Source organism: Spirillospora sp. NPDC052242 (assembly GCF_040679555.1).
In the GTDB taxonomy this organism is placed as follows: domain Bacteria; phylum Actinomycetota; class Actinomycetes; order Streptosporangiales; family Streptosporangiaceae; genus Spirillospora.
Genome location: NZ_JBFAUZ010000071.1, coordinates 20417 through 41202, shown reverse-complemented (window position 1 = coordinate 41202; position 20786 = coordinate 20417). Strand labels below are relative to the sequence as shown.

General features: G+C 73.8%; 20 protein-coding genes. 3 read left to right on the top strand and 17 right to left on the bottom strand.

The features are described 5' to 3' along the window. Positions 1–181: 181 nt before the first annotated feature. The 11 genes from AB0L25_RS37980 to AB0L25_RS37930 all read right to left on the bottom strand — a co-directional run bounded on the left by AB0L25_RS37980 (position 182) and on the right by AB0L25_RS37930 (position 12775). Positions 182–1792: a monocarboxylic acid transporter gene (locus tag AB0L25_RS37980; RefSeq protein WP_500178103.1), complete on the bottom strand. Its 1611-nt coding sequence runs from the start codon at positions 1790–1792 to the stop codon at positions 182–184. After that, the gene (locus AB0L25_RS37975; protein ID WP_500178101.1) at positions 1789–2163 is read right to left on the bottom strand and encodes a DUF485 domain-containing protein; all 375 of its coding nucleotides are present in this window, start codon (positions 2161–2163) and stop codon (positions 1789–1791) included. The genes AB0L25_RS37980 and AB0L25_RS37975 overlap by 4 nt, the downstream gene beginning before the upstream one ends. A 381-nt stretch (positions 2164–2544) precedes the next feature. Beyond that, positions 2545–4269, bottom strand: a complete 1725-nt coding sequence (locus AB0L25_RS37970) for a sodium/solute symporter (RefSeq protein ID WP_500178100.1) — start codon at positions 4267–4269, stop codon at positions 2545–2547. Beyond that, a complete protein-coding gene (locus tag AB0L25_RS37965; RefSeq protein ID WP_500178098.1) occupies positions 4266–4856 on the bottom strand; it encodes a DUF485 domain-containing protein in 591 nt (196 codons plus the stop codon). The genes AB0L25_RS37970 and AB0L25_RS37965 overlap by 4 nt, the downstream gene beginning before the upstream one ends. After that, on the bottom strand, positions 4853–5614 hold the full coding sequence (locus tag AB0L25_RS37960) for a LytR/AlgR family response regulator transcription factor (protein ID WP_500178097.1): 762 nt from the start codon (positions 5612–5614) through the stop codon (positions 4853–4855). The genes AB0L25_RS37965 and AB0L25_RS37960 overlap by 4 nt, the downstream gene beginning before the upstream one ends. A 110-nt stretch (positions 5615–5724) precedes the next feature. Then, positions 5725–6918: a sensor histidine kinase gene (locus tag AB0L25_RS37955; protein WP_500178096.1), complete on the bottom strand. Its 1194-nt coding sequence runs from the start codon at positions 6916–6918 to the stop codon at positions 5725–5727. Between the two features lie 74 nt (positions 6919–6992). Continuing rightward, entirely contained in the window at positions 6993–8222 is a 1230-nt protein-coding gene (locus AB0L25_RS37950) for a glycosyltransferase family 4 protein (RefSeq protein ID WP_500178104.1), read from the bottom strand. A gap of 139 nt (positions 8223–8361) precedes the next feature. Continuing rightward, the gene (locus tag AB0L25_RS37945; RefSeq protein ID WP_500178095.1) at positions 8362–8736 is read right to left on the bottom strand and encodes a hypothetical protein; all 375 of its coding nucleotides are present in this window, start codon (positions 8734–8736) and stop codon (positions 8362–8364) included. 20 nt (positions 8737–8756) lie between these two features. Beyond that, positions 8757–10448, bottom strand: a complete 1692-nt coding sequence (gene ctaD, locus AB0L25_RS37940; RefSeq protein ID WP_500178094.1) for an aa3-type cytochrome oxidase subunit I — start codon at positions 10446–10448, stop codon at positions 8757–8759. Positions 10449–10576: 128 nt separating this feature from the next. Next, positions 10577–11659, bottom strand: a complete 1083-nt coding sequence (locus AB0L25_RS37935) for a beta propeller repeat protein (protein ID WP_500178093.1) — start codon at positions 11657–11659, stop codon at positions 10577–10579. A gap of 18 nt (positions 11660–11677) precedes the next feature. Next, the gene (locus AB0L25_RS37930; protein ID WP_500178092.1) at positions 11678–12775 is read right to left on the bottom strand and encodes a hypothetical protein; all 1098 of its coding nucleotides are present in this window, start codon (positions 12773–12775) and stop codon (positions 11678–11680) included. Between the two features lie 287 nt (positions 12776–13062). Between AB0L25_RS37930 and AB0L25_RS37925 the strand changes: the two genes are divergently transcribed. Both AB0L25_RS37925 and AB0L25_RS37920 read left to right on the top strand, forming a co-directional pair. Next, on the top strand, positions 13063–14646 hold the full coding sequence (locus tag AB0L25_RS37925; RefSeq protein WP_500178091.1) for a carboxylesterase/lipase family protein: 1584 nt from the start codon (positions 13063–13065) through the stop codon (positions 14644–14646). Positions 14647–14731: 85 nt separating this feature from the next. Beyond that, positions 14732–16003: an acyltransferase family protein gene (locus AB0L25_RS37920; RefSeq protein ID WP_500178089.1), complete on the top strand. Its 1272-nt coding sequence runs from the start codon at positions 14732–14734 to the stop codon at positions 16001–16003. Here the strand turns inward: AB0L25_RS37920 and AB0L25_RS37915 are convergent. Continuing rightward, entirely contained in the window at positions 15933–16286 is a 354-nt protein-coding gene (locus AB0L25_RS37915) for a DUF488 domain-containing protein (RefSeq protein WP_500178088.1), read from the bottom strand. The genes AB0L25_RS37920 and AB0L25_RS37915 overlap by 71 nt on opposite strands. Positions 16287–16336: 50 nt before the next feature. Further along, positions 16337–16522: a hypothetical protein gene (locus AB0L25_RS37910; protein ID WP_500178087.1), complete on the bottom strand. Its 186-nt coding sequence runs from the start codon at positions 16520–16522 to the stop codon at positions 16337–16339. A gap of 100 nt (positions 16523–16622) precedes the next feature. Here AB0L25_RS37910 and AB0L25_RS37905 point away from each other — a divergent pair, with 100 nt between their 5' ends. Next, positions 16623–16820, top strand: a complete 198-nt coding sequence (locus AB0L25_RS37905) for a hypothetical protein (protein WP_500178085.1) — start codon at positions 16623–16625, stop codon at positions 16818–16820. Between the two features lie 60 nt (positions 16821–16880). Here the strand turns inward: AB0L25_RS37905 and AB0L25_RS37900 are convergent, their stop codons facing one another. From AB0L25_RS37900 to AB0L25_RS37885, 4 genes are all read right to left on the bottom strand, one after another. Next, positions 16881–17705 (bottom strand): hypothetical protein, encoded by an 825-nt coding sequence (locus AB0L25_RS37900; protein WP_500178083.1) that lies wholly within the window; start codon positions 17703–17705, stop codon positions 16881–16883. An 11-nt stretch (positions 17706–17716) separates the two neighbouring features. Continuing rightward, positions 17717–17971: a hypothetical protein gene (locus tag AB0L25_RS37895; protein ID WP_500178081.1), complete on the bottom strand. Its 255-nt coding sequence runs from the start codon at positions 17969–17971 to the stop codon at positions 17717–17719. 439 nt (positions 17972–18410) lie between these two features. Further along, positions 18411–19331 (bottom strand): alpha/beta hydrolase family protein, encoded by a 921-nt coding sequence (locus AB0L25_RS37890; RefSeq protein ID WP_500178079.1) that lies wholly within the window; start codon positions 19329–19331, stop codon positions 18411–18413. A 181-nt stretch (positions 19332–19512) separates the two neighbouring features. Then, on the bottom strand, positions 19513–20448 hold the full coding sequence (locus tag AB0L25_RS37885) for an alpha/beta hydrolase family protein (protein WP_500178077.1): 936 nt from the start codon (positions 20446–20448) through the stop codon (positions 19513–19515). Positions 20449–20786: the final 338 nt, after the last annotated feature.

Here is a 20786-nt window from a genome sequence, read left to right as displayed (position 1 = left end):
CCTTCTTCGTCAAGCTGCCCGGCAAGCGCAAGCTCGCCACCATGACCTGGCTCATCGTCGGCCCGCCGCGGCGAGTCCGGCACGCGGCCCGGGCGGCGGGCGCGCGACGGCCCCGTCCCTGCGGGGTGGGACGGGGCCGCGTGCCGCGCGAACCGGGCGACGGTCGCCGCGCGGGGTCCTCTTAGTGCTGCGACGCCTGCTCGGCGCCCGCGCCGGTCATGGAGCGGACCTCGATCTCGGCGTACTTCTCGGCGTTGTGCTCCTTGCTGAGGATCGTGCCGAGCCAGCCGCAGAAGAAGCCGATCGGGATGGAGACCAGGCCCGGGTTCTCCAGCGGGAACCAGTCGAAGTCGGCGCCGGTGAACAGGGCCTTCTCCGAACCCGACACGACCGGTGAGAAGAACACCAGGAACAGCGCCGCGCCGAGCCCGCCGTAGATCGCGGAGACGGCGCCGGCCGTGTTGAACCGCCTCCAGAACAGGCTGTACAGGATCGCGGGGAGGTTGCCGGACGCGGCGACCGCGAAGGCGAGGGCGACGAGGAACGCGACGTTGAGGCGCTGGGCGAAGATCCCGAGGACGATCGCGACGGCGCCGATGACGAACGCGGAGATGCGGGCGACGCGGACCTCGTCCCGCTCGGTGGCCTTGCCCCGCTTGAACACGTGGGCGTACAGGTCGTGGGCGTAGGACGAGGACGACGCCAGCGTGAGGCCCGCGACGACGGCGAGGATCGTCGCGAACGCGACGGCCGCGATCACCGCGAGCAGGACGGTGCCGCCGACGTCCCCGAAGACGAGTTCGCCGACGCGCTGGGCGAGCTGTGGTGCGGCGGTGTTGCCGGCCGCGTTGGCGGAGCGGATCTCCTCCGTTCCGACGAGTGCGGCGGCGCCGAAGCCGAGGACGAGGGTGATCAGGTAGAAGGCGCCGATGATGCCGATGCCCCACAGGACGGACTTGCGGGCGTCGCGGGACGTCGGCACGGTGTAGAAGCGGATCAGGATGTGCGGCAGCCCGGCGGTGCCGAGGACGAGCGCGAGGCCGAGGCTGACGAGGTCGAGCTTGCCGGAGAGGCCCTGCTCCTCGGTGCCGTAGCGGAGGCCGGGCTCCAGGAACGCCTCGCCCTTGCCGCTCTGGTCGGCGGCGTCCTGCATGAGGCTGAACACGTTGAACCCGAACTCGCCGAGGACGAGCAGCGTCACGAGGGTGGCGCCGGTCATCAGCAGGACGGCCTTGACGATCTGCACCCAGGTGGTGCCCTTCATCCCGCCGAACACGACGTAGACGATCATCAGGATGCCGACCAGCGCGATCGTCGCGCCCTTGGCGAAGTCGCTGGTGAAGCCGAACAGCAGCGCGACGAGCGCGCCCGCGCCGACCATCTGCGCGAGCAGGTAGAAGATCGACACGACGATGGTGGAGACGCCGGCGGCGGTGCGGACGGGCCGGGGGCTCATCCGGAACGCGAGGACGTCGGCCATCGTGAAGCGGCCCGAGTTGCGCAGCAGCTCGGCGACGAGCAGCAGCGCGACGAGCCAGGCGACGAGGAAACCGATCGAGTAGAGGAAGCCGTCGTAGCCGTAGAGGGCGATGAGGCCGGCGATGCCGAGGAAGGACGCGGCGGACATGTAGTCGCCGCCGATGGCGAGGCCGTTCTGAACGCCGGAGAAGGAGCGGCCGCCCGCGTAGTAGTCGGTGGCGTCCTTGGTGTTCCGGCTGGCCCAGACGGTGATCGCGAGGGTGGCGGCGACGAACGCCAGGAACAGCAGGATCGACAGGGTCTCGTGGCTCATCGGGCGTCCTCCGCCTTCCCGAGGTCGTCGCGGTGCGCGGCGGCGGCCTCGGCCTCGACGCCGCCGCGCACCTTGTCGGCGAGGGGGTCGAGCTTGCGTTCGGCGTGCCGCGCGTAGAGCCACGCGATCGCGAACGTCGAGACGAACTGCAGCAACCCGAAGATCAGGGCGATGTTGGCGGAGCTGAACAGCTTGACGCCCATGAAGTCGCGCGCCCAGCCGGACAGCACGACGTACAGCAGGTACCAGACGAGGAACGCGGCGGTCATGGGGAACGCGAAGCGGCGGAATCTGCGCTTCAGTTCCTGGAAATCGTCGCTGGCCTGGAACCGTTCATAGACGGTGCCGGTGGCGCGTTTTTCGTCGGACACGACCACCCCTCCTGTGTTGTGACGCCGGTCACGCGCAGCGTAGGGAGCGTCCCGGGCGGGTGCGAGGGGGTGCGGGGCGGGGTGCGGCGGGCTGCCGCCCGTCCGCGACGATCTACACGTGCCGTCGGTGAGCGGACGGTTTCGCGCGATGAACGGTCGTCCCGGACGGCGATCGGATGGCCGTAGACGGCCAGCGCCGACCTGCGCGGCGACATCGACTCGGACGGCACGGGTTCGCTCGAGTCCGCCGACGTCACCGGCTGCACCAGCAGCTTCGGCGGCGTGGCGACCGACCCGCGCGCCCTCCGGCTCGGCTGAGACCGGACGGGCGCGGCGCGCCTCGCCTCGCGTGTGACCGCGGCCGGGCTCGTCCGGCCGCGGTCACACGCGTTTCGGCCGCCACGTGCCGCGGTCGACGTTCAGCGACTCGGGCGTGTGCAGCCGCACCATCATCCGCGCGGTCCCGGGCGGCACCCGCCGCGGCGTGCACCACGACACGACGATCATGACGGCGAAGGCGATCGGGACGGTCCACGCGGCGGGCTCGGCGAGCAGCGCGCCCGCGAGGCCCGCCGGCGGGGCGGTGATGGTCCAGGCGACGGCGGCGCCGGCGAGCGTCCCGCCGGTGACGAGGCCCGCGAGGGCGCCGGGGACGGTGAGCCGCCGCCACCAGACGCCGAGGACGAGCAGCGGGCAGAACGTCGACGCGGCGACGGCGAACGCGAGCCCGACGACGTCGGCGACCGACAGCGACCGCGCCGCGAAGGCGAGCGCGAGCGGGACGACCAGCGCGAGCAGCGTCCCGGCGCGGAACGAGCGGACGCCGCCCCGCAGGATGTCCTGCGCGAGGACCCCGGCGACCGACACGGTGATGCCCGACGACGTCGACAGGAACGCGGCGACGGCGCCGCCGGTGACCAGGGCGCCGAGGAGGTCGCCGCCGAGCCCGCCGACGAGCCGTCCGGGGAGGGTGAGGACGACCGCGTCGGTGCGGCCGGTCATGAGCAGTTCGGGCGTGTAGAGGCGGCCGAGCGCCCCGTACAGGGCGGGGAACAGGTAGAACGCGCCGAGGAGCGACAGGACCATCACGGTCGTGCGGCGCGCGGCGCGCCCGTCCGGGTTCGTGTAGAAGCGGACGAGGACGTGCGGGAGCCCCATCGTCCCCAGGAACGTCGCCAAGATGAGCGAGTACGTGGCGTAAAGGGAATGGTCGCCGCCCAGGGGGATCGACCATTCGCGGTCGGTCTTCACCGGGTCGCCCTGGACGTGCGGGACGCTCGCGCCGCCGGGGAACGTCACGCTCGTCCCCTGGTCGATGTGGTGCGGGCCCGGCGCGAGGTCGAGGGGCGCGCCGTCGACCGTCCGGCCGTCGACGCGCCCGTCCGCGGTCACCCGGACGGGCTCGGTGACGTTCACGGTGACCGCCAGGCCGACGGACACGGTGGTGCGCTCGGGGAACCGCGGCGGGAGGTTCGAGGACAGGCCGGGCGCGCCGTCGTACCGCCACGCCAGCAGCAGGAAGACGATCGGCACGGCGAGCGCGGTCAGCTTCAGCCAGTACTGGAACGCCTGGACGAGCGTGATGCTGCGCATGCCGCCGACCAGCACGTTCACCGCGACGACGACGGCGATGAGGACGCCGCCCGTCCACACCGGCGCGCCCGCGACCGTGCGCAGCACGAGCCCGGCGCTCTGGAACTGCGGCAGCAGGTACAGCCAGCTGATCAGCACGACGAGGACGGACGCGGCGCGGCGCACCGCCATCGACTCCAGGCGCGCCTCGGCGAAGTCGGGCAGCGTGTAGGCGCCGGAGCGGCGCAGCGGCGCCGACACCAGGACGAGCAGGACGAGGTAGCCGCCCGTCCAGCCGACGGGGAGCCACAGCATGTCGGCGCCGTGCGCGAGGATCAGCCCGGCGATGCCGAGGAACGACGCGGCCGACAGGTACTCGCCGCCGATCGCGGACGCGTTCCGCAGCGGCGTCACCGTCCGGGAGGCGACGTAGAAGTCGGACGTGGTGCGGGAGATCCGCACCCCGAGCGTGCCGATCAGGACGGTGGCGAGCACGACCACGACGACCCCGGCGAGCCCGTACGCGGTGCTCATGCCGGGGGATCGGCCGGACCGGACGGGCGCGGCCGGGGCGCACCGGACGCATCGGGCGCGCGGGGCGCGCCGGGCGGGCCGGGCACGTGGGTCGCGAGCGCGCCGGTCGGGTCGGTGGCGAGCGGGTCGCGGGCGGCGGGGTCGCGGTCGACGAGTTCGGCGAAGTCGTCCTCGTTGCGTTCGGCGAGCCGGACGTACAGCCGGCCGAGGACGACGAAGCACGGGTAGATCGCCCCGGCGAGCACGACCCACGGCAGCGGGAGCCCGAGGACCTGCTGCTCGCGCGCCTGCGGGACCAGCGCGAACAGCCCGGGCAGGCCGAACACGACGATCCCGAGGACGGCGCACAGCCGGGCCGCGAGCCGGAACTGGGCGCGCACGAGCGAGCGCATGTACGCCTCGCCGAGCCCGGTCTGCTCGTCGATCTCGCGCGTCACGGGGTACCGGGGACGGCGCGCGGCGCGGGCCCGCGACCCGGTCACGAGCACCCGCCCGGGCGCCGTGGCCGCCCCGCCCGGCAGGCGGGCCGACGCGCCGTCCGGCGCGCCGCCCGCGGCGCCGTCCGGCGGGGGGCCGCCGGGGGTCACGGCGCCCGCCTCGCCCGCCGGACGAGCAGGTCGCGCAGCTCGCGGACGTGCCGGCGGCTCACCGGCAGTTCGGCGTCGCCGACCATGACCGTGCAGCGCCCGGAGTCGAGCCGCAGCTCCTTGATCGCCGACAGCGACACGAGGTGGCTGCGGTGCACGCGGACGAACCCGGCGCCGCGCCAGCGCTCCTTCAGCGCGGCGAGCGGGATCCGGACGAGGTGGCTGCCGCCCTGCGTGTGCAGGCGCGCGTAGTCGCCCTGGGCCTCGACGTACAGGACCTCGCCCGGGGTGACGAACCGGGTCACGCCGCCCAGTTCGACCGGCATCGGCTCGGGCTCGCCGGGGCCCGACTCGACGTCCTCGCCGCCGTCGGCGCCCTCGCTGCCCTCGATGACCCGCCGGATCGCCTCGCGCAGCCGCTCCGGCCGGACCGGCTTCAGGATGTAGTCGGTCGCCTTGATCTCGAACGCGTCCACGGCGTGGTCGTCGTAGGCGGTGACGTAGACGATGTGCGGCGCCCGCGCGAACTGCGCGAGGACGCGGCCGAGCACGGTGCCGTCCAGTCCGGGCATGCGGATGTCGAGGAACACGGCCGCGATGGGCCGGTTCTCGGCGAGCGACCGGTCGAGCCGCCGCAGCGCGGCGGCGCCGTCCCGCGCGGTGTGGATCTCACCGATCCGCGGGTCGGAGCTGAGCAGGTGCACGAGGTCGTCCAGTGCCGGACCCTCGTCGTCCACCGCCAGGACACGCAGGCCCACAACACCGTCCCTTCCTGTGCCGTGCGCCACATTCCAGTCAAAGGACGTCCGCAAGTCAAGCGCGCGGCGACGCCCGGCGTCCGGCGCGCCGTCCCCCACGACACGACATGTCAGGACGTGGACGCCGTCACGCCCGGCTTGTACTTGGGCACCCGGACGGTCACCTTCGTCCCGGCGCCCGGGCCGGTCTCGACGGCGAGGCCGTACTCGTCCCCGTACACCTGGCGGAGCCGGTCGTCGACGTTGGCGAGCCCGATCCCGGCGGCCTCGTCGGCGACGGGGCGGTCGCCGCCGGACAGCAGCCGCCGCACGTCCTCGGGGTCCATGCCGATGCCGTCGTCCTCGACGCTGATGACGCAGTCGGCGCCCGCGTCCTCGGCGACGATCGTGATGAGGCCGGGCTCCGAGCGGTCCTGGAGGCCGTGCCGGACGGCGTTCTCGACGAGCGGTTGCAGGCACAGGAACGGGACGGCGACGGGCAGCACCTCCGGCGCGATCCGCAGCCGCACGCGCAGGTGCTCCCCGAACCGGGCGCGCTGCAGCAGGAGGTACTGGTCGATGGAGTGGAGTTCCTCGGCGAGGGTCGTGAAGTCGCCGTGCCGCCGGAACGAGTACCGGGTGAAGTCGGCGAACTCCAGGAGCAGTTCCCGCGCGCGCTCCGGGTCGCTGCGGACGAACGACGCGATCGTCGTCAGCGAGTTGTAGATGAAGTGCGGGGAGATCTGGGCCCGCAGCGCCCGCATCTCCGCCTCCATCAGCCGGGTGCGCGAGCGGTCGAGTTCGGCGAGTTCGAGTTGGGCGTCCACCCACTGCGCGACCTCCTCGGCGGCCCGGATGAGCCCCGCCGGGACGTCCTCCCCGTACGCGGCGAGCGTCCCGATCACCCGGTCGTCGGTGGCGAGCGGCACGACGACGACGCGGCGGATCAGGCAGTCGAGCCGCTCGCAGGCGACGTCGTGCACCTGCGTGCGCCCGTTCCCGAGCGTCACCTCGGCGTGCCCGACGACCTCGCCCGCGTGGTGCTCGGGCTCGCCGTCCCACGCGAGCAGCCGCTCCCCGTCGGTGATCGCGAGCCCGGGGCAGCCGAGCAGCGCCCGCAGGTGCCGCGCGGCCTTCTGCGCGCCCTGCTCGGTGAGGCCCGCGCGGAACGCGGGCGCGGCCCGCGACGCGGTGTGCAGCGTCTCGAACGTCGCGCGCCGGGCGGGCCCGCCGAGGTCGCCGCCCGTCCCGCGGCGGCGCCGCCACAGCAGCGCCGGAACCCACGTCAGCAGCAAGGTCGCGACCACCGCGATGACCACGCTCATGGCGCCAACCTACGCCGCGGGCCCGCCGCGCGGGGCGCCGTCGCCGCGGAGACCGGCCGTCCGCTCCCGGGCGGTTAGCCGACGTCCGCCGCCGTGTCGGGCACCGCGGGCTCCGGTTCGGGCTCGCGCGCCGGTTCGCGCGCGGGCAGGACGCCTTCGTAGACGTCCATGACGCGGTGGACGAGCCGGTCCCAGGTGAGGTCGTCGACGCGGCGCCGCGCCGCCACGGTGACGGCCCGCGCCAGCGCCCGCGACTCGAGCAGCTCGCGCAGCGCGGCGGCCAGCTCGTGCGGGTTCTCCGGGGAGACCAGCAGGCCGCCGCGGCGGTGCTCGATGAGCTCGGGCACGCCGCCCGTCCGGGTCGCGACGACCGGGACGCGCGCGTGCATCGCCTCCGGCAGCACCGACCCGGCCTCCTCGTGGCGGGACGGCAGCGCCAGCACGTTCAGCTCGCGCAGCACGCGCGGGACGTAGTCGTGCGGGACGAACCCGAGGAAGTGGGTGCGGCCGTCGATGCGCAGCCGGGACGCGAGGCGCTGCAGCCGGGACCGCTCCGGGCCGTCGCCGACGATGACGAGGTGCGCGTCCGTCGCGTCCCGCAGCAGCGCGAACGCCCGCAGCAGGACGTCCACGCCCTTGCGGCGGGTCAGCCGCCCGACGTACCCGATGCGCGGCGCGGGGATCCGCTCCGGCATGACCGGTTCGCCCAGTTCGGGGGTGATCGGTTCGGTGAGGAACTCGGCGCCGATGCCGGACGGCACGACGTGCAGCCGCTCGTCCGGGACGCCGTCGCCCGCGAGCGCGTCCCGCGTGCTCTCGGTCAGCGCGATCACCGCGTCCGCGCGGCCGAGCCCGTGCCGTTCCAGCCGGGTCCCGAGCGCGCGGAGCGGCCCGCCGCGCGGCCGGCCGTGGACGGTCACGACCAGCGGCGCCCGCGCGTGCGCGGCGACGTGCCGGGCGACCGTCAGGACCGCCGGGTCCTCGCCGAGGTGCGCGTGCACGAGGTCGGCGCCGTCCGCAAGGCCCGGCGCGCGCAGCCACGCCGCCGCGGCGTACCCCTGCCGCAGCGCCGCGACGGGGAGCCCGAGCCGGACGACGCGTCCGTGCCGGCCCAGCCGGGCGAGCGCGGGCGCGTCCGGCGGCCGGGTGGCCACGACCGTCTGCCGCACGCCGAGGCCGTCCAGGGCCCGGCTCAATTGCGCCGCGTGGTTCTGCATGCCTCCGATGGGGTCGAACCGGACGCCGCGCCCCAGCAGGGCCGAGGGCGGGGGTTCGAACACCGAGCACAGCCGCAGGACGTGCATGGCCACCTTCCCCTTCCGGTCTTCGCAGGTCAGCCGCCCGTGACCTTCCACCGGCTCCGCCCCTGAAACCCCCGCCCGCGCATCCGGTGCCGTTCGCCCCGTCCGGCACGTGACCGGACGCGGGCGCGGGCGGGCGCGGTCAGCAGGTGGCGGGCGGCGCGGCGGCCGTCCCCGGCGGCGCCGCCTGCGCGGGCGCGGACGGCGCGGACGGCGGCACGGTGGCGGGGCGCGCGCACGGCGGGCGGACCGACAGCATCACCAGGGCCAGCAGCAGCACCGCGACGGCGAGCGCGACGGACAGGACGGCGACCGCCGCACGGGCGGGCCGCCACGCCGCCGCGGGCACCGCGCCGTCCCCGCCGTCCCGGGCCTGCCCGGCGCCCTCGACGCCCCCGGTGCCCACGGCGTCCTCGCAGGTGAACGTCGCGAGCCGGCGGGCCAGGGCCGGGTCGTCGCGGGCCAAGTCCGCGTCGATGCGCCGCAGCAGCAGTTCCTCCCGCCGGGACAGTTCCATGACCGCACACCCCCTCCCGTTCAGCGCTCGGACGGCGGCGGGGGCGGCGTCGCGAGCTCCACCTTCTGCGGCGATTCCTTCGGCGGATAGTGCAGATCGAAGGCGGGACGCATGGAGCGGATGCGGGGCATCGACGTGAAGTTGTGGCGGGGCGGCGGGCAGGACGTCGCCCACTCCAGCGAGTTGCCGTACCCCCACGGGTCGTCCACGCCGACCTCGGGCGCGCGCCGCCACGTCCGCCACACGTTCCACAGGAACGCGAACGTGGACGCGCCGAGGACGAACGAGCCGATGGACGACACCGTGTTCAGCGTCGTGAACTCGTCGGCGTACGTCGCGTACCGGCGCGGGAGGCCCTCGGCGCCGAGCCAGTGCTGGACGAGGAACGTCGTGTGGAAGCCGGCGAACAGCGTCCAGAAGTGGATCTTCCCCCAGGTCTCGTTCAGCTTCCGCCCGGTCATCTTCGGCCACCAGAAGTAGAAGCCGCCGAACATCGCGAAGACGACCGTGCCGAACAGCACGTAGTGCAGGTGGCCGACGACGAAGTAGCCGTCGGTGAGGTGGAAGTCCATCGGCGGGGACGCGAGGATCACCCCGGTGAGGCCGCCGAACAGGAACGTCACCAGGAACCCGACCGCCCACAGCATCGGCGCCTCGAACGTCAGCTGCCCCTTCCAGATCGTCCCGATCCAGTTGAAGAACTTGATCCCGGTCGGCACGGCGATCATGAAGGAGGTGATGGAGAAGAACGGCAGCAGGACGCCGCCGGTGGCGAACATGTGGTGCGCCCACACCGTCATGGACAGCCCGGTGATCGCGATCGTCGCCGCCACCATGCCCAGGTACGCGAAGATCGGCTTGCGCGCGAACACCGGGAGGATCTCGGTGATGATGCCGAAGAACGGCAGCGCCACGATGTAAACCTCGGGGTGCCCGAAGAACCAGAACAGGTGCTGCCACAGCAGCGCGCCGCCGTGCGACGGGTCGTAGACGTGCGTGCCGAGCTTGCGGTCGGCGAGCATCGCGAACAGCGCGGCCGCCAGCACCGGGAACGCGACCAGCACCATGACGCTGGTGAGCAGGACGTTCCAGGTGAAGATCGGCATCCGGAACATCACCATGCCGGGCGCCCGCATCGCGACGATCGTCGTGATCAGGTTGACCGACGTCAGGACCGTCCCGACGCCGGACAGGATGAGCCCGGCGACCCACAGGTCGCCGCCCATGCCGGGCGAGTAGGAGTTGTCGGCGAGCGGCTGGTAGGAGAACCACCCGAAGGGCGCGGGGCCGTTCGGCACGATGAAGCCGCCGAGGACGATCAGCGCGCCGAACAGGAACATGTAGTACGTGAGCGCGTTCAGCCTCGGGAACGCGACGTCCGGCGCGCCGATCTGCAGCGGCACGAGCACGTTCGCGAACCCGGCGAACAGCGGCGTCGCGAACAGCAGCATCATGATCGTGCCGTGCATGGTGAACAGCTGGTTGTAGCCCTGGCTGGTCACGACCTGCATGCCCGGCTGGAGGAGTTCGGCGCGCATCAGCATCGCGAGGAGGCCGGCGACGAGGAACATCGCGAACGACGTCCCGAGGTAGAGGTAGCCGACCATCTTGTGGTCGGTCGTCGCGAGGATGTGGCCGATCTTCGTGCCCATCCGGTGGGACGCCAGCGCCTCCTCGGTGCTCGCGTCCGCCCGGCCCTCCACGGCCGTCATCCGCTCTCCCCCCTCGCGGCGCCGACCCGACGCTCCCCGAGTGGGCACTAACCCGGGGATCATCCTTCAAACGCGAGGCGGCCGAAGGATGGAACGCCCATGATCGAAGCCGGGAGGAGGGGCGCTGATCAGCCGTTCGCGAAGACGAGCGGCACGTTCTCCGTCCTGCCGACCGCCCACAGGGACGCGGCGCCCGGGACCGCCGTCGCGCCGGTGACGTCGCCGCCGCCGGTGGTCGGGACGTCCACCCTCGTCCACGCGCCGCCGTCGAGCCGGTACATCGCTCCCCCGGACGGCTGCACGGCCCAGGTCGTCCCGTCCCCGGTGCGGATCAGTTCCACGTTGTACGTCGGCGCGGGGCCCTCGCTCCAGGTCTCGCCGTCCCAGCGGTAGAGGACGGGCGCGCGGCGGCCGTCCGCGCCGCGCGCGGTGCCGGTCGCCCACACCTCGTCGGCGGAGACGGCGAGGACGTCGCTCCAAAAGCCGTCTTCGGGCAGCCCGGCGGCCTCGCTCCAGGCCCGCCCGTCCCAGCGCACCACGCCCCAGGTGGTGGCGGCCCACGCCGGGCCGCCGGGCGGCGCGGAGATGTCGTGGACGGCGATGCAGCAGTTGTCGTGGGCGCCCGCGTCGTACTCGGTCCACGCGCCGTTCTCCCAGCGCAGGATGGTGGTACCGCAGGTGAGCCAGGCGCCGGTCGCGTCGGCCTCGGGGTTGCGGGGCGCGCACCCGTCCGGCGGCGGGACGTCGTGCCAGCGGGTCCCGTCCCAGCGGGCGACGAACGGGACCCGCTCGGGGTAGTCGCGGAGCGGGTGCAGGGTGCCGGTGACCCACACGTTCGACGGCGAGCCGGCGTCGATCTCCTCGGCGCTCGCGTCGCCCCCCGTGCCGGGAAGGTCGTGCGTCTGCCAGGACGTCCCGTCCCACCGGGTGACGACGGCCTTGGGCGGCAGCACGTCGATCCACCGGCCGCCGACCCCTTCCCACGCCCACCAGTACCGCTGCCGTCCCTGGTAGCCGGCCGCCCACACGTCGTCCGGGCCGGTCGCCGACACCGCCTCCAGCCCGCTCTGCGGCCACAGCAGCGGGGCCGGGGACGCGCGCAGCGGCGGCGGTCCGGCCGCCGCCGCGGGCGCGGGCGCGGGCGCGGCGAGCGGCCCGGCGGCGAGGACGGCGGCCACGGACGGGGCGAGAAGGGCGCGGATCGGTCGCATCGCCGGTTCCCTCCGGGGTCAGCGGTTGTTGAGGACGACGGGGACGTTCTTCGTCTTGCCGACCGCCCACAGGGTCGGGGCGCCGGGGACGGCCGTCGCGTCGGTGATCTGGCCGTCGTCCGGCGCGGGGACCTCGACCTCGGTCCAGGTGCCGCCGTCGAACCGGTAGAGGTCGCCCCAGTAGCCGTGGGCCCAGGTCGTCCCGTCGCCGGTGCGCACCAGCTCCTCGTTGCCGGGCGTCGCGGGCCCCTCGCTCCAGGTCTCGCCGTCCCAGCGGTAGAGGACGCGCTGACGGAAGCCGGACCCGCCGGGTGCGGTGCCGGTCGCCCACACCTCGTCCGCCGAGACGGCGAGGACCCGGTTCCAGAAGACGTCCTGGGGCAGTTCGGCGATCTCGCTCCAGCCCTGCCCGTCCCAGCGGACCAGGCCCCAGGTCGTCGCGGCCCACGCGGGGCCGCCCGGCACGGCGGAGATCTCGTTGACGGCGATGCAGCAGTTGTCGGGGGCGCCCGCGTCGTACTCCGTCCACCGGCCGCCCTCCCAGCGGAGGATGGTGGTGCCGCAGGCGAACCAGGCCCCGGAGGCGTCGGCCTCGGGGTGCTGCGGCGCGCACCCGTCCGGCGGCGCGACGTCGTGCCAGCGGGCGCCGTCCCAGCGGGCGACGAACGGCTTGTGCTTCGCCACGTCCTGGAAGGCGTGCAGCCGTCCCGCCGCCCACACGTTCGAGGGCGATCCGGCGTCGATCTTCTCCACGGCGGCGTCCCCGCCGGTCCCGGGCATGTCGTGCGTCTGCCAGTACGTCCCGTTCCAGCGGGTCACGACCGCCTTCGGCGGCAGGACGTCGATCGTGCCCGCGCCGAACCCGGGGATCGACCAGTCGATGCCCTGATAGCCCTGGTACCCGCCCGCCCACACGTCGTTCGGGCCGGTCGCCGACACCGTCTCCAGCCCGCTGCGCGGCCACAGCAGCGGGGTCGGGGACGCGCGCAGCGGCGGCGGTCCGGCCGCCGCGGCGGGCGCGGCGGCCAGCCCGGCGGAGGCCAGGACGGCGGCGAGCGCGGCCGTGAGGGTGCGTGCGGGACGGCTCCGAGAGAAACGAGTACGGGACGATCGCATCGGCCGGTTCCCTTCGCGTTCGGCGGGGACGTCGCCGCGATTCAATCAAGCCAGTGAACGCTGGCACAATAGCGCGTCCACTTCGGGCCTCAGGGACGGGCGCCGTCGACGGCCGCGCAGAGCAGGGCGCGGACGCCCGAAAAGTGCGCGCCGCGGGCGGCCGGGGGGCGGCGCACCGGCCCGCCCGGGCGGGGCGAGCCGGTTTCGGGTCTTGCGCCGTTTCTAGAACTGTTTTCTAATCCTTGCGGAGTCGTCGGGGGGCCGCAGCATCCTTCGGAAGGAGCCCGATGAGGGTCACAGGCACCGCACCGCCCGCATCCGCCCTGCTCGCGTCCGCGTTGGTCGGGGCCGGGCTGCTCGTCGCCGCGCCGGCCGCGAGCGCCGCCCCGGCCCGCCCGTCCGGCGCGGCGGACGTCGTCCGGACCGACAAGGGGCCGGTGCGCGGCGAGGTCCGCGACGGCCACCGGACGTTCGAGGGCATCCCGTTCGCGCAGCCGCCGACCGGCGACCTGCGCTGGCGGGAGCCGCGCCCCGCGAAACCGTGGACGGGCGTGTACGACGCGACGTTCCCGCGCAGCCAGTGCGCGCAGACCGCGCCCGCCTACGGCGGCGAGACCACCTACAACGAGGACTGCCTGTACCTGAACGTCACTGCCCCGACCGGGAAGCCGCACAAGAAGCTGCCCGTCATGGTGTGGGTGCACGGCGGCGGCAACACGACCGGGAACTCCGCGACGTACGACGCGTCGAAGCTGGCCGTGCAGGGCGACGTGGTCGTGGTGACCGTCAACTACCGGCTCGGCCCGCTGGGCTGGCTCGCGCACCCCGCCCTGGACGGACGGCGCCTCCAGTCGGGCAACTACGGGCTGCTCGACCAGCAGGCGGCGCTCCGCTGGGTGCAGCGCAACGTCCGCGCGTTCGGCGGCGACCCGGGCAACGTGACGCTGTTCGGCGAGTCGGCCGGCTCGGCCGACACCTGCGCGAACCTCGCGTCGCCGACGGCCGCCGGGCTGTTCGACAAGGTCATCGCGCAGAGCTTCAGCTGCGTGTCGACCGTCCACTCGGAGGAGAGCGCCGAGAACGAGGGACGGACGTTCGCGGCGGCGCTCGGCTGCGCCGACGAGGACGCGGCGGCCCGGTGCCTGCGGGACGTCCCGGCGCGGACGCTGCTGGAGGCGTTCGCCGAGCGGGAGTTCGACGTCGGTCCGGTCGCGGGCGGGGACCGGGTGCTGCCGCTGCCGCCGGCCGAGGCCGTCGAGCGGGGCCGCGTCCACCGGGTGCCGGTCATGCACGGCAACACGCTCGACGAGATCCGGCTGTACGTGGGCCTCTCCTACCCGACGCCGATCACGCGGGAGCGGTACGAGGCGATCGTCCGGTCGTCCTACGGGGCCGCGGCGGAGGCCGTCCTCGAGCGGTACCCGGCAGACGACGACCCGCGGCTGACGCTCGCGCGGATCCAGACCGACTTCGGGAGCCCGCTGTCGACGTGCCTGCACCAGGACGCGTTCGCGGGCCTGCGGGACGCGCGCGTCCCCGTGTACGCGTACCAGTTCGCCGACCGGACGGCCCCGCCGCTGATCGACCTCCCGGGGTTCGAGGAGGGCGCCGAGCACGCGACCGAGCTGCCGTACCTGTTCCCGGGCCTGTTCGGCGGCGAGCTGAACGCGGATCAGCGGGGGCTGTCGGACGCGATGGTCGGCTACTGGACGTCGTTCGCGCACCACGGGCGCCCGCGGGCACACGGGGCGCCGCACTGGCCGCGGTTCCGCGACGCCGGGGACGTCCTGTCGCTGGCGCCCGGCCCGGACGGGATCCGGCCGGTCGACACCGCGGAGGCGAGCAACTGCGCGTTCTGGAGGTCGCTCTGAACGCCCGCATTCCGAACTCCCAAATCCGGACGATCGGGGAGATCTCGCTGCGATCTTGACCTAGTCTGTCGAAATGCTCCCCTCTGTGGGTGAACCCCCCGTAACGAACAGACTGGGGTGGCTGGACGCGCTGCGCGGGATGGCGGCGCTCGCGGTCGCGCTGCACCACGCGGGCTACGTCTACTTCCCGGGCGTGCACGCGCGGATGGCCGGCTGGTTCGATCCCGGCACCTTCGGCGTCCTGGTGTTCTTCCTCGTCAGCGGGTACATCGTGCCCGCGTCGCTGGAACGCCGGGGCAGCGTGCGCGGGTTCTGGATCGGCCGGTTCTTCCGCATCTACCCGCTGCTGGCCGTCGCGGGGCTGCTGGCCGTCACCCCGTTCCTGCTCGGGGTGCGTGGCCTGCGCGCGGGGCTGGAGCAGTACGACCCCGTGACGGCCGTCGTGGCGCACGTGACGATGCTGCAGGACGTCCTGGGCGTCCCCAACGCGATCAACGTGCTGTGGACGCTGTCCTACGAGATGGTGTTCTACCTGCTGATCGTCGCGCTGTTCGTGACGGGCGGGCACCGCCGGTCGGCGCCCGTCGCGGCGGGGCTCGCCGCCGCCGCGCTGCTCGCGGGCGGGCTGCTGCCGACGGCGCTGCTGTCGCGGTCGGCCGGGACGGGCCCGGTCGCCGCGGCGGCCGCGCTCGCGCTGCTCGCGGCGCTCGCGGCGGCGATGTCGGGACGGCGCGCGCTGCGGATCGCGGGCGGCGTCCTCGGCGGGGCCGTCGCCGCGCTGCTGGTCGTGCTGAACGGGCGGGTCGGGCCGTGGGAGGGGCTCGCGATGCTCGCGGTCATGTTCACCGGGACGGTCGTGTACCGGGCGGAGCACGGGCAGATCCGGCGCGGGACGGCCGCGGTCGCCGCCGCCGCCGTGTGCCTCGGCACGATCGCCGCCGGGGTGCTGCACACCGGGCCGGACTCGGGCCGCGACCAGCTCCTGTGGTCGGGGTCGGTGGTGCTGGCGGCGCTGACGTTCGCGGCGGCGTGGCTGCTGCGGGACCGGACGTTCCCGCGCTGGGCGACCGGCCTCGGCACCGTCAGCTACTCGCTGTACCTGCTGCACCCGATCCTGCTGGCGGTGGCCGTCCAGTTCCTCGGGTTCGGCGGCCGCGGCGACGACCTGCCCGGCCTGCTGCTGTTCCTGGCCGTGCTGGTGGCCGTGAGCTGGGCGTCGCAGCGGTGGATCGAGGCGCCCGCGCAGCGGCTCGGCCGGCGGCTGACCCGCCGGGTCGCCCCCGGCCCTACCGGAGCAGCGCGGCCAGAACCGCGGCCTGACTGCGCTCCGCGTCCTTCGTCGCCGTCAGCAGCGTGACCGTGCCGCGCCCGGCGAGGTCGCGGAGCCGGTCGAGCGCCGCGGCGCGCTCCGGTTCGTCCAGTTCGGCCCGATAGCGCCGCTCGAACTCGGGGAACCGGTCCGCCTCGTGGCCGTACCACTTGCGCAGTTCCGTGGACGGCGCGACGTCCTTCGCCCACGCGTCGAGCCGCGCCTCGTCCTTCGACAGGCCCCGCGGCCACACCCGGTCCACCAGGACCCGCTTGCCGTCCTCCTCGGCGGCCGGTTCGTAGATCCGGCGCACCCGCACCTCGCGTCCCATGCCCCCTGCTTAACACGGACGGCCGCGGCGCCGCCCCGGCGGGCCCGGCGTCAGACGTTCGGGCGGTGCGGGCCGGGCCGGACGCGGTCCGCCGTCCGGTGGTATTCGGCGGCGGTCCGGCGGGCGAACTCGCCGGCGAGGGCACGGCCCAGGACGTCGTCGTCCGGACGATTCCTTTCCAGATATTCGAGCGCCTCCGCCAGTTCCCTCGTGGTGAGCTGGCGCAGCGGTTTCACGGCCCATCCCGGCCGGCTGGTCATGTCGGGAGCCCTTCATTTACGTTTCGCCCGCGCGGCGAGATGTACTCGGGTAAGCGCCGGTCAATATGGTGAGTGCGTGCATTGGTGGAGCCAGCAGGCGTGTGACGCGGCCGCGGAGGCGCAGGCGGCGGACCCCTCCCCGTCGAACCTCATGGCGGCCGCCCAGGTGCAGGCGCTCGTGTCGATGGCCGAGGCGCTGCACCGCATCGCGTCCGCCCTCGAAGACCGCGACGGCGCCGAGAGCGCCCCGCCGCCGGCCGTCCGCCCGAAATAGCCCCGGGGAGAGCGATGCCGGTGCACCCGACCGCGGGCGCACCGGCATTTCCATGACGGTTCAGACGTCGCTGAACGACTTGCGCTCCGTCCGTCCGCCCGCGCTCGACGCGAGCCGGGAGGTCTTGGCCGGGGCGGGCTTCGACGGCGGGCGGATCTGCCCGGCGCCCGCCGGCTCCATCGCGTAGTCGTGCTCGGGCGCGGGGGCGGCGGGGCGCTCCGGCTCGGCGGGGACCGGGCGCGGTTCCTCGCGGGGCCGGTCCCGCAGCCGCCGGGCGGCCTGGCGGAGGGCGCGCTCGCCGACCAGCCGGGTCAGTTCCAGGCCCCAGCAGTCGAGCTTGTCGGCGTCGGTGAGGTCGTCGCGGTGGCTCAGCTCGGCGGCGAGCCCGCCGAGCCGCTGCGCCTCGGCCAGGTCGAACTCGCGCATCAGGTGGCAGCACAGCTCGGCGAGGGCGGCGTGGTCGCGCTCGAACGACAGCCCCGACAGGTCGTTGTGCGACAGCCGGCTGAGCGCGCGCTTGCGCTCCAGCTCGCCGTCGGCGAGCCGCAGGATGCCGTTCAGGACGGCGATGGGGCCGGTGCCGCCGGCCCTGCTCTGGGCCGGGGAGATCGACATGCGCAGGATCGCCGCGGAGCCGATCCCCGCCACCATCACCCGCACGACGATGAGCGCGGACTCGGGCATCGTGGCGGGCAGCCCGAACGTCCACCCCGCCGCGGTGACCATGATGAGCGCGACGACCGACGCGCTGACGTTGACGAAGACGAACAGCAGTCCGCCGGGGGACAGGAGGGCCGCGACGGGCTTGTCGCGGTACCGCGCGACCAGTTCGGCGATTCCGATGGCGCCGCCGATCAGCGCGGCGAGGAGCATCTCGATGATCATTTCTTTCCGCTCTATGCGCTGCGTGCGGTGAGCCGGCCGAAGGCGGGCTCCTCGGCCTTGCCCCGGCGGGAGATCAGGGTCGCGGGCCGCTGCTGCTGCCGGCCGGCCAGTTCGGCGCTCTCCACCTCCAGGAAGACCATCAGCCATTCCGCCGGGCCCGCCGCCATGCCGGTGTGGGCGCGCAGTCCCCGCTCGCGCGCGTTGAGAAAGGTGAGCAGCCATCCGGTGGGGCCGGACGCCCTGCTGCCGCGAATTCGTGAATCCATGGGGGAGACCATTTCGCAGGCCGCCGGTGAAGTCGACTTCCGCCGGGTCAAGTTTTCCGGAGGCGGCGGCGTCCGGGCCGAACAGAAGGGTCATCACCGCTACTTGGGGCACACGGCGGAAAACACCCCAAGCGCGTTACAGATCTCCACGAGGTTGGTCGATTACCCGCACCGTTTGGGCGGGTGCGGCGATTCCTTTACGAAGAATTCCGGTTGCCGCGCGAAGTGGAGATCGATTTTCACCGGCGGACGGCCCGCGCCGCGTCGAGCGCCCGCGGCGACCGGACGTCCGGTCGGCGCGGCAGCCGGGCACGCGGGGACACACGCCGTGTCGCCGTATGTCGCGGGCGAAATCGCCCATCTCGCGCCGAGACCCGGCGCCGCCTGGAGGGGCGGCGCCGGGTCGCGGAGGCGAGGGGCGGAAGTCAGCTGCGGGGGGTCAGCTGCCGGGGCAGGTGTCGCGGTACTCGGAGATGTTCCGGTCGCCGGCCGGCGCCGGGCAGAGGAACCGCTCGTAGCGGGTGTCGTTGTCGACGTACCGCTTCATCCACGCGATCGTGTACTTGGCGATGGTGTCGTTCGGGGAGTTGGCGACCAGGTGTCCGGCGCCCTCGACCTCCAGGTACGCCTTCTCCCGCGCGGACCGCAGGCTGTTGTAGAACGGCTCCGAGTGCAGGCCCACGGCCGCGATGAGGTCGTTCTGCGCGCCGATGATCATCGTGGGGGTCTGGACGTCGCCCCAGTCGGTGAACAGGTTCCACGGCATGAGCGGGACGGCGGCCTTCAGCGACTTCCGCTCCTTGACCGCGTGCAGGGTGCCGCCGCCGCCCATCGAGTGGCCCATGACCGCGAGGCGGTTCGGGTCGACGCGGTCGCGGACCGGGCTGTCGCGGCCCGTCAGGTAGTCGAGCGCGGCGAGGAGCTGGTCGCCGCGCTGCGCGGGCTGGTCGAGCAGCGTCGTCGTCTCGATCGTCATGACGACGAAGCCGCGCGACGCCAGCCGCTCCCCGTACCAGGAGATGAGGAACTCGGGCGAGACGAACCCGGGCGACACGGCGATCGCGCCGAACGTCCCCTGGCTGCGGTCCCGCGGCGCGTAGATCGTGCCCTTGTTGAAGCCGGGGCCGCTCCACGAGCCGACGCTGATCCGCTCGACGTCGAACGAGCCGCGGTCGGCGACGATGCTCTGGTCGGTCGGATCCGGGCCGCGCTGGTAGGGGTTCTCGGCCGCCTGCGGGGCGTGCGGCGCGGCCGGCGCGGCCGCGGCGGTCGCGGCGGTCGCGGCCGGCGCCACGGCGGCGCCGGCCGCGAGCACCGCGGCGGGGAGCATGCTGAGCGCACGCGTCAGACGCTTGTTCATCGGGCGTACCCTTCACTGGACGAACCCGCGACGGGGGTCTCGCGGGGTGCCAGAATTGTGGGACGCCCGATCATCCGAGACTTCTTACTTCCCGACATCTTTCGCGCACGACGCTTTGCGCGGACGGACGAAATGGCCGGGACGCAACAGGGCGCGGGGCCCGGTTCGGGACGGGCGCGCGTCAGCTCCCGGGGCAGGTGTCCCGGTACTCGACGAGCGCGGGGTCGTCCGCCGGTGCCGGGCAGAGGAACCGCTCGTAGCGGGTGTCGTCGTCCACGTACCGCTTCAGCCACGCGATCGCGTACTTCGCGATGACGTCGTTCGGGGTGTTGAACGACATGTGCCCGGTGTTCTCGATCTCCGCGTACGCCTTCTCCGGCGCGGACGTCAGCCCCTCGTAGAACGGCTCGGAGTGCAGGCCGTTCGCGGCGATGAAGTCGTTCTGCGCGCTGATGATCATCGTGGGCGTCCGGACGCCGCTCCAGTCGGACGTCAGGTTCCACGGGGCGAGCGGCACGGCGGCCCGCAGGTCGGTGCGCTCGCGCGCGGCCTCGAGCGTCCCGCCGCCGCCCATCGAGTGGCCCATGACGGCGAGGCGGCTCGCGTCGACGCGGTCGCGGACCGGGCTGTCGCCGCTCGTCAGGTAGTCGAGCGCGGCGAGGAGCTGGTCGCCGCGGGCGGCCGGGAAGTCGAGCATCGTGGTCGTCTCGATCGTCATGACGACGAAGCCCTGCGAGGCGAGGCGCGGCCCGTACCAGGAGATCCAGCCCTCGGGGGAGACGAACCCGGGCGACACGGCGATCGCGCCGAACGTCCCCTGGCCCGTGTCGGTCGGGGCGTAGATCGTGCCCCGGTTGAAGCCCGGGCCGCTCCCGGCGGGGACGTCGATGGTCTCGTACTCGAACGGGCCCTCGTCGGCGGTGATGCTCTCGTCGGTGGGCGCGGGCCCGCGCTCGTAGGGGTTCGCGGCGGCCTGCGGCGCGGCCGGGACGAGCGGGACGACCGGGGCGGCGGGGGCGCTCGCGGCCGTGGCGCTCGCGGCGGGGGCCAGGGCGGCGCCCGCGGCGAGGATCGCGGCGGGCAGCGCGCCGAGCGCGCGCGTCAGACGCTGGTTCATCGGGGGCGACCCTTCAGTGGACGAACCCGCGACGGGGGTGCTCGCGGGTTCCAGAATTGTGGGTCGCTCCGGCGCCGCCGTTCTTCGTTCTCGGTGACGCGTTCCGGCGGGCGGCATCGGCGGCCGCTGACAAAAGCCGCCGGAAACGGGACGGAGGGGCCACTCCCCCCGAAGTGACCCCTCTCCCCCCGTTCCGCCGCGCCGGCCAGGTGCTCTCTGGGGCTCGCCGCTCCCCCCGAAGCGGCTCGCACCGGCGCGCGGCGGATGAGATGAAAGTAGCCATCCGGTCCAGGGAAGTTCGAGGGTTCGCGCCTCCATGTCGACGAGCGGACCACTCT

Excerpts from the sequence above, each read along its gene's own strand:
- AB0L25_RS37925 (WP_500178091.1), top strand. The coding sequence starts at position 13,063 with ATGAGGGTCACAGGCACCGCACCGCCCGCATCCGCCCTGCTCGCGTCC.
- AB0L25_RS37955 (WP_500178096.1), bottom strand. The coding sequence starts at position 6,918 with ATGAGCGTGGTCATCGCGGTGGTCGCGACCTTGCTGCTGACGTGGGTT.
- AB0L25_RS37895 (WP_500178081.1), bottom strand. The coding sequence starts at position 17,971 with ATGGATTCACGAATTCGCGGCAGCAGGGCGTCCGGCCCCACCGGATGG.
- AB0L25_RS37950 (WP_500178104.1), bottom strand. The coding sequence starts at position 8,222 with ATGCACGTCCTGCGGCTGTGCTCGGTGTTCGAACCCCCGCCCTCGGCC.
- AB0L25_RS37945 (WP_500178095.1), bottom strand. The coding sequence starts at position 8,736 with ATGGAACTGTCCCGGCGGGAGGAACTGCTGCTGCGGCGCATCGACGCG.
- AB0L25_RS37930 (WP_500178092.1), bottom strand. The coding sequence starts at position 12,775 with ATGCGATCGTCCCGTACTCGTTTCTCTCGGAGCCGTCCCGCACGCACC.
- AB0L25_RS37915 (WP_500178088.1), bottom strand. The coding sequence starts at position 16,286 with ATGGGACGCGAGGTGCGGGTGCGCCGGATCTACGAACCGGCCGCCGAG.
- AB0L25_RS37885 (WP_500178077.1), bottom strand. The coding sequence starts at position 20,448 with ATGAACCAGCGTCTGACGCGCGCGCTCGGCGCGCTGCCCGCCGCGATC.
- AB0L25_RS37890 (WP_500178079.1), bottom strand. The coding sequence starts at position 19,331 with ATGAACAAGCGTCTGACGCGTGCGCTCAGCATGCTCCCCGCCGCGGTG.
- AB0L25_RS37935 (WP_500178093.1), bottom strand. The coding sequence starts at position 11,659 with ATGCGACCGATCCGCGCCCTTCTCGCCCCGTCCGTGGCCGCCGTCCTC.
- AB0L25_RS37970 (WP_500178100.1), bottom strand. The coding sequence starts at position 4,269 with ATGAGCACCGCGTACGGGCTCGCCGGGGTCGTCGTGGTCGTGCTCGCC.
- AB0L25_RS37980 (WP_500178103.1), bottom strand. The coding sequence starts at position 1,792 with ATGAGCCACGAGACCCTGTCGATCCTGCTGTTCCTGGCGTTCGTCGCC.
- ctaD (WP_500178094.1), bottom strand. The coding sequence starts at position 10,448 with ATGACGGCCGTGGAGGGCCGGGCGGACGCGAGCACCGAGGAGGCGCTG.
- AB0L25_RS37900 (WP_500178083.1), bottom strand. The coding sequence starts at position 17,705 with ATGATCATCGAGATGCTCCTCGCCGCGCTGATCGGCGGCGCCATCGGA.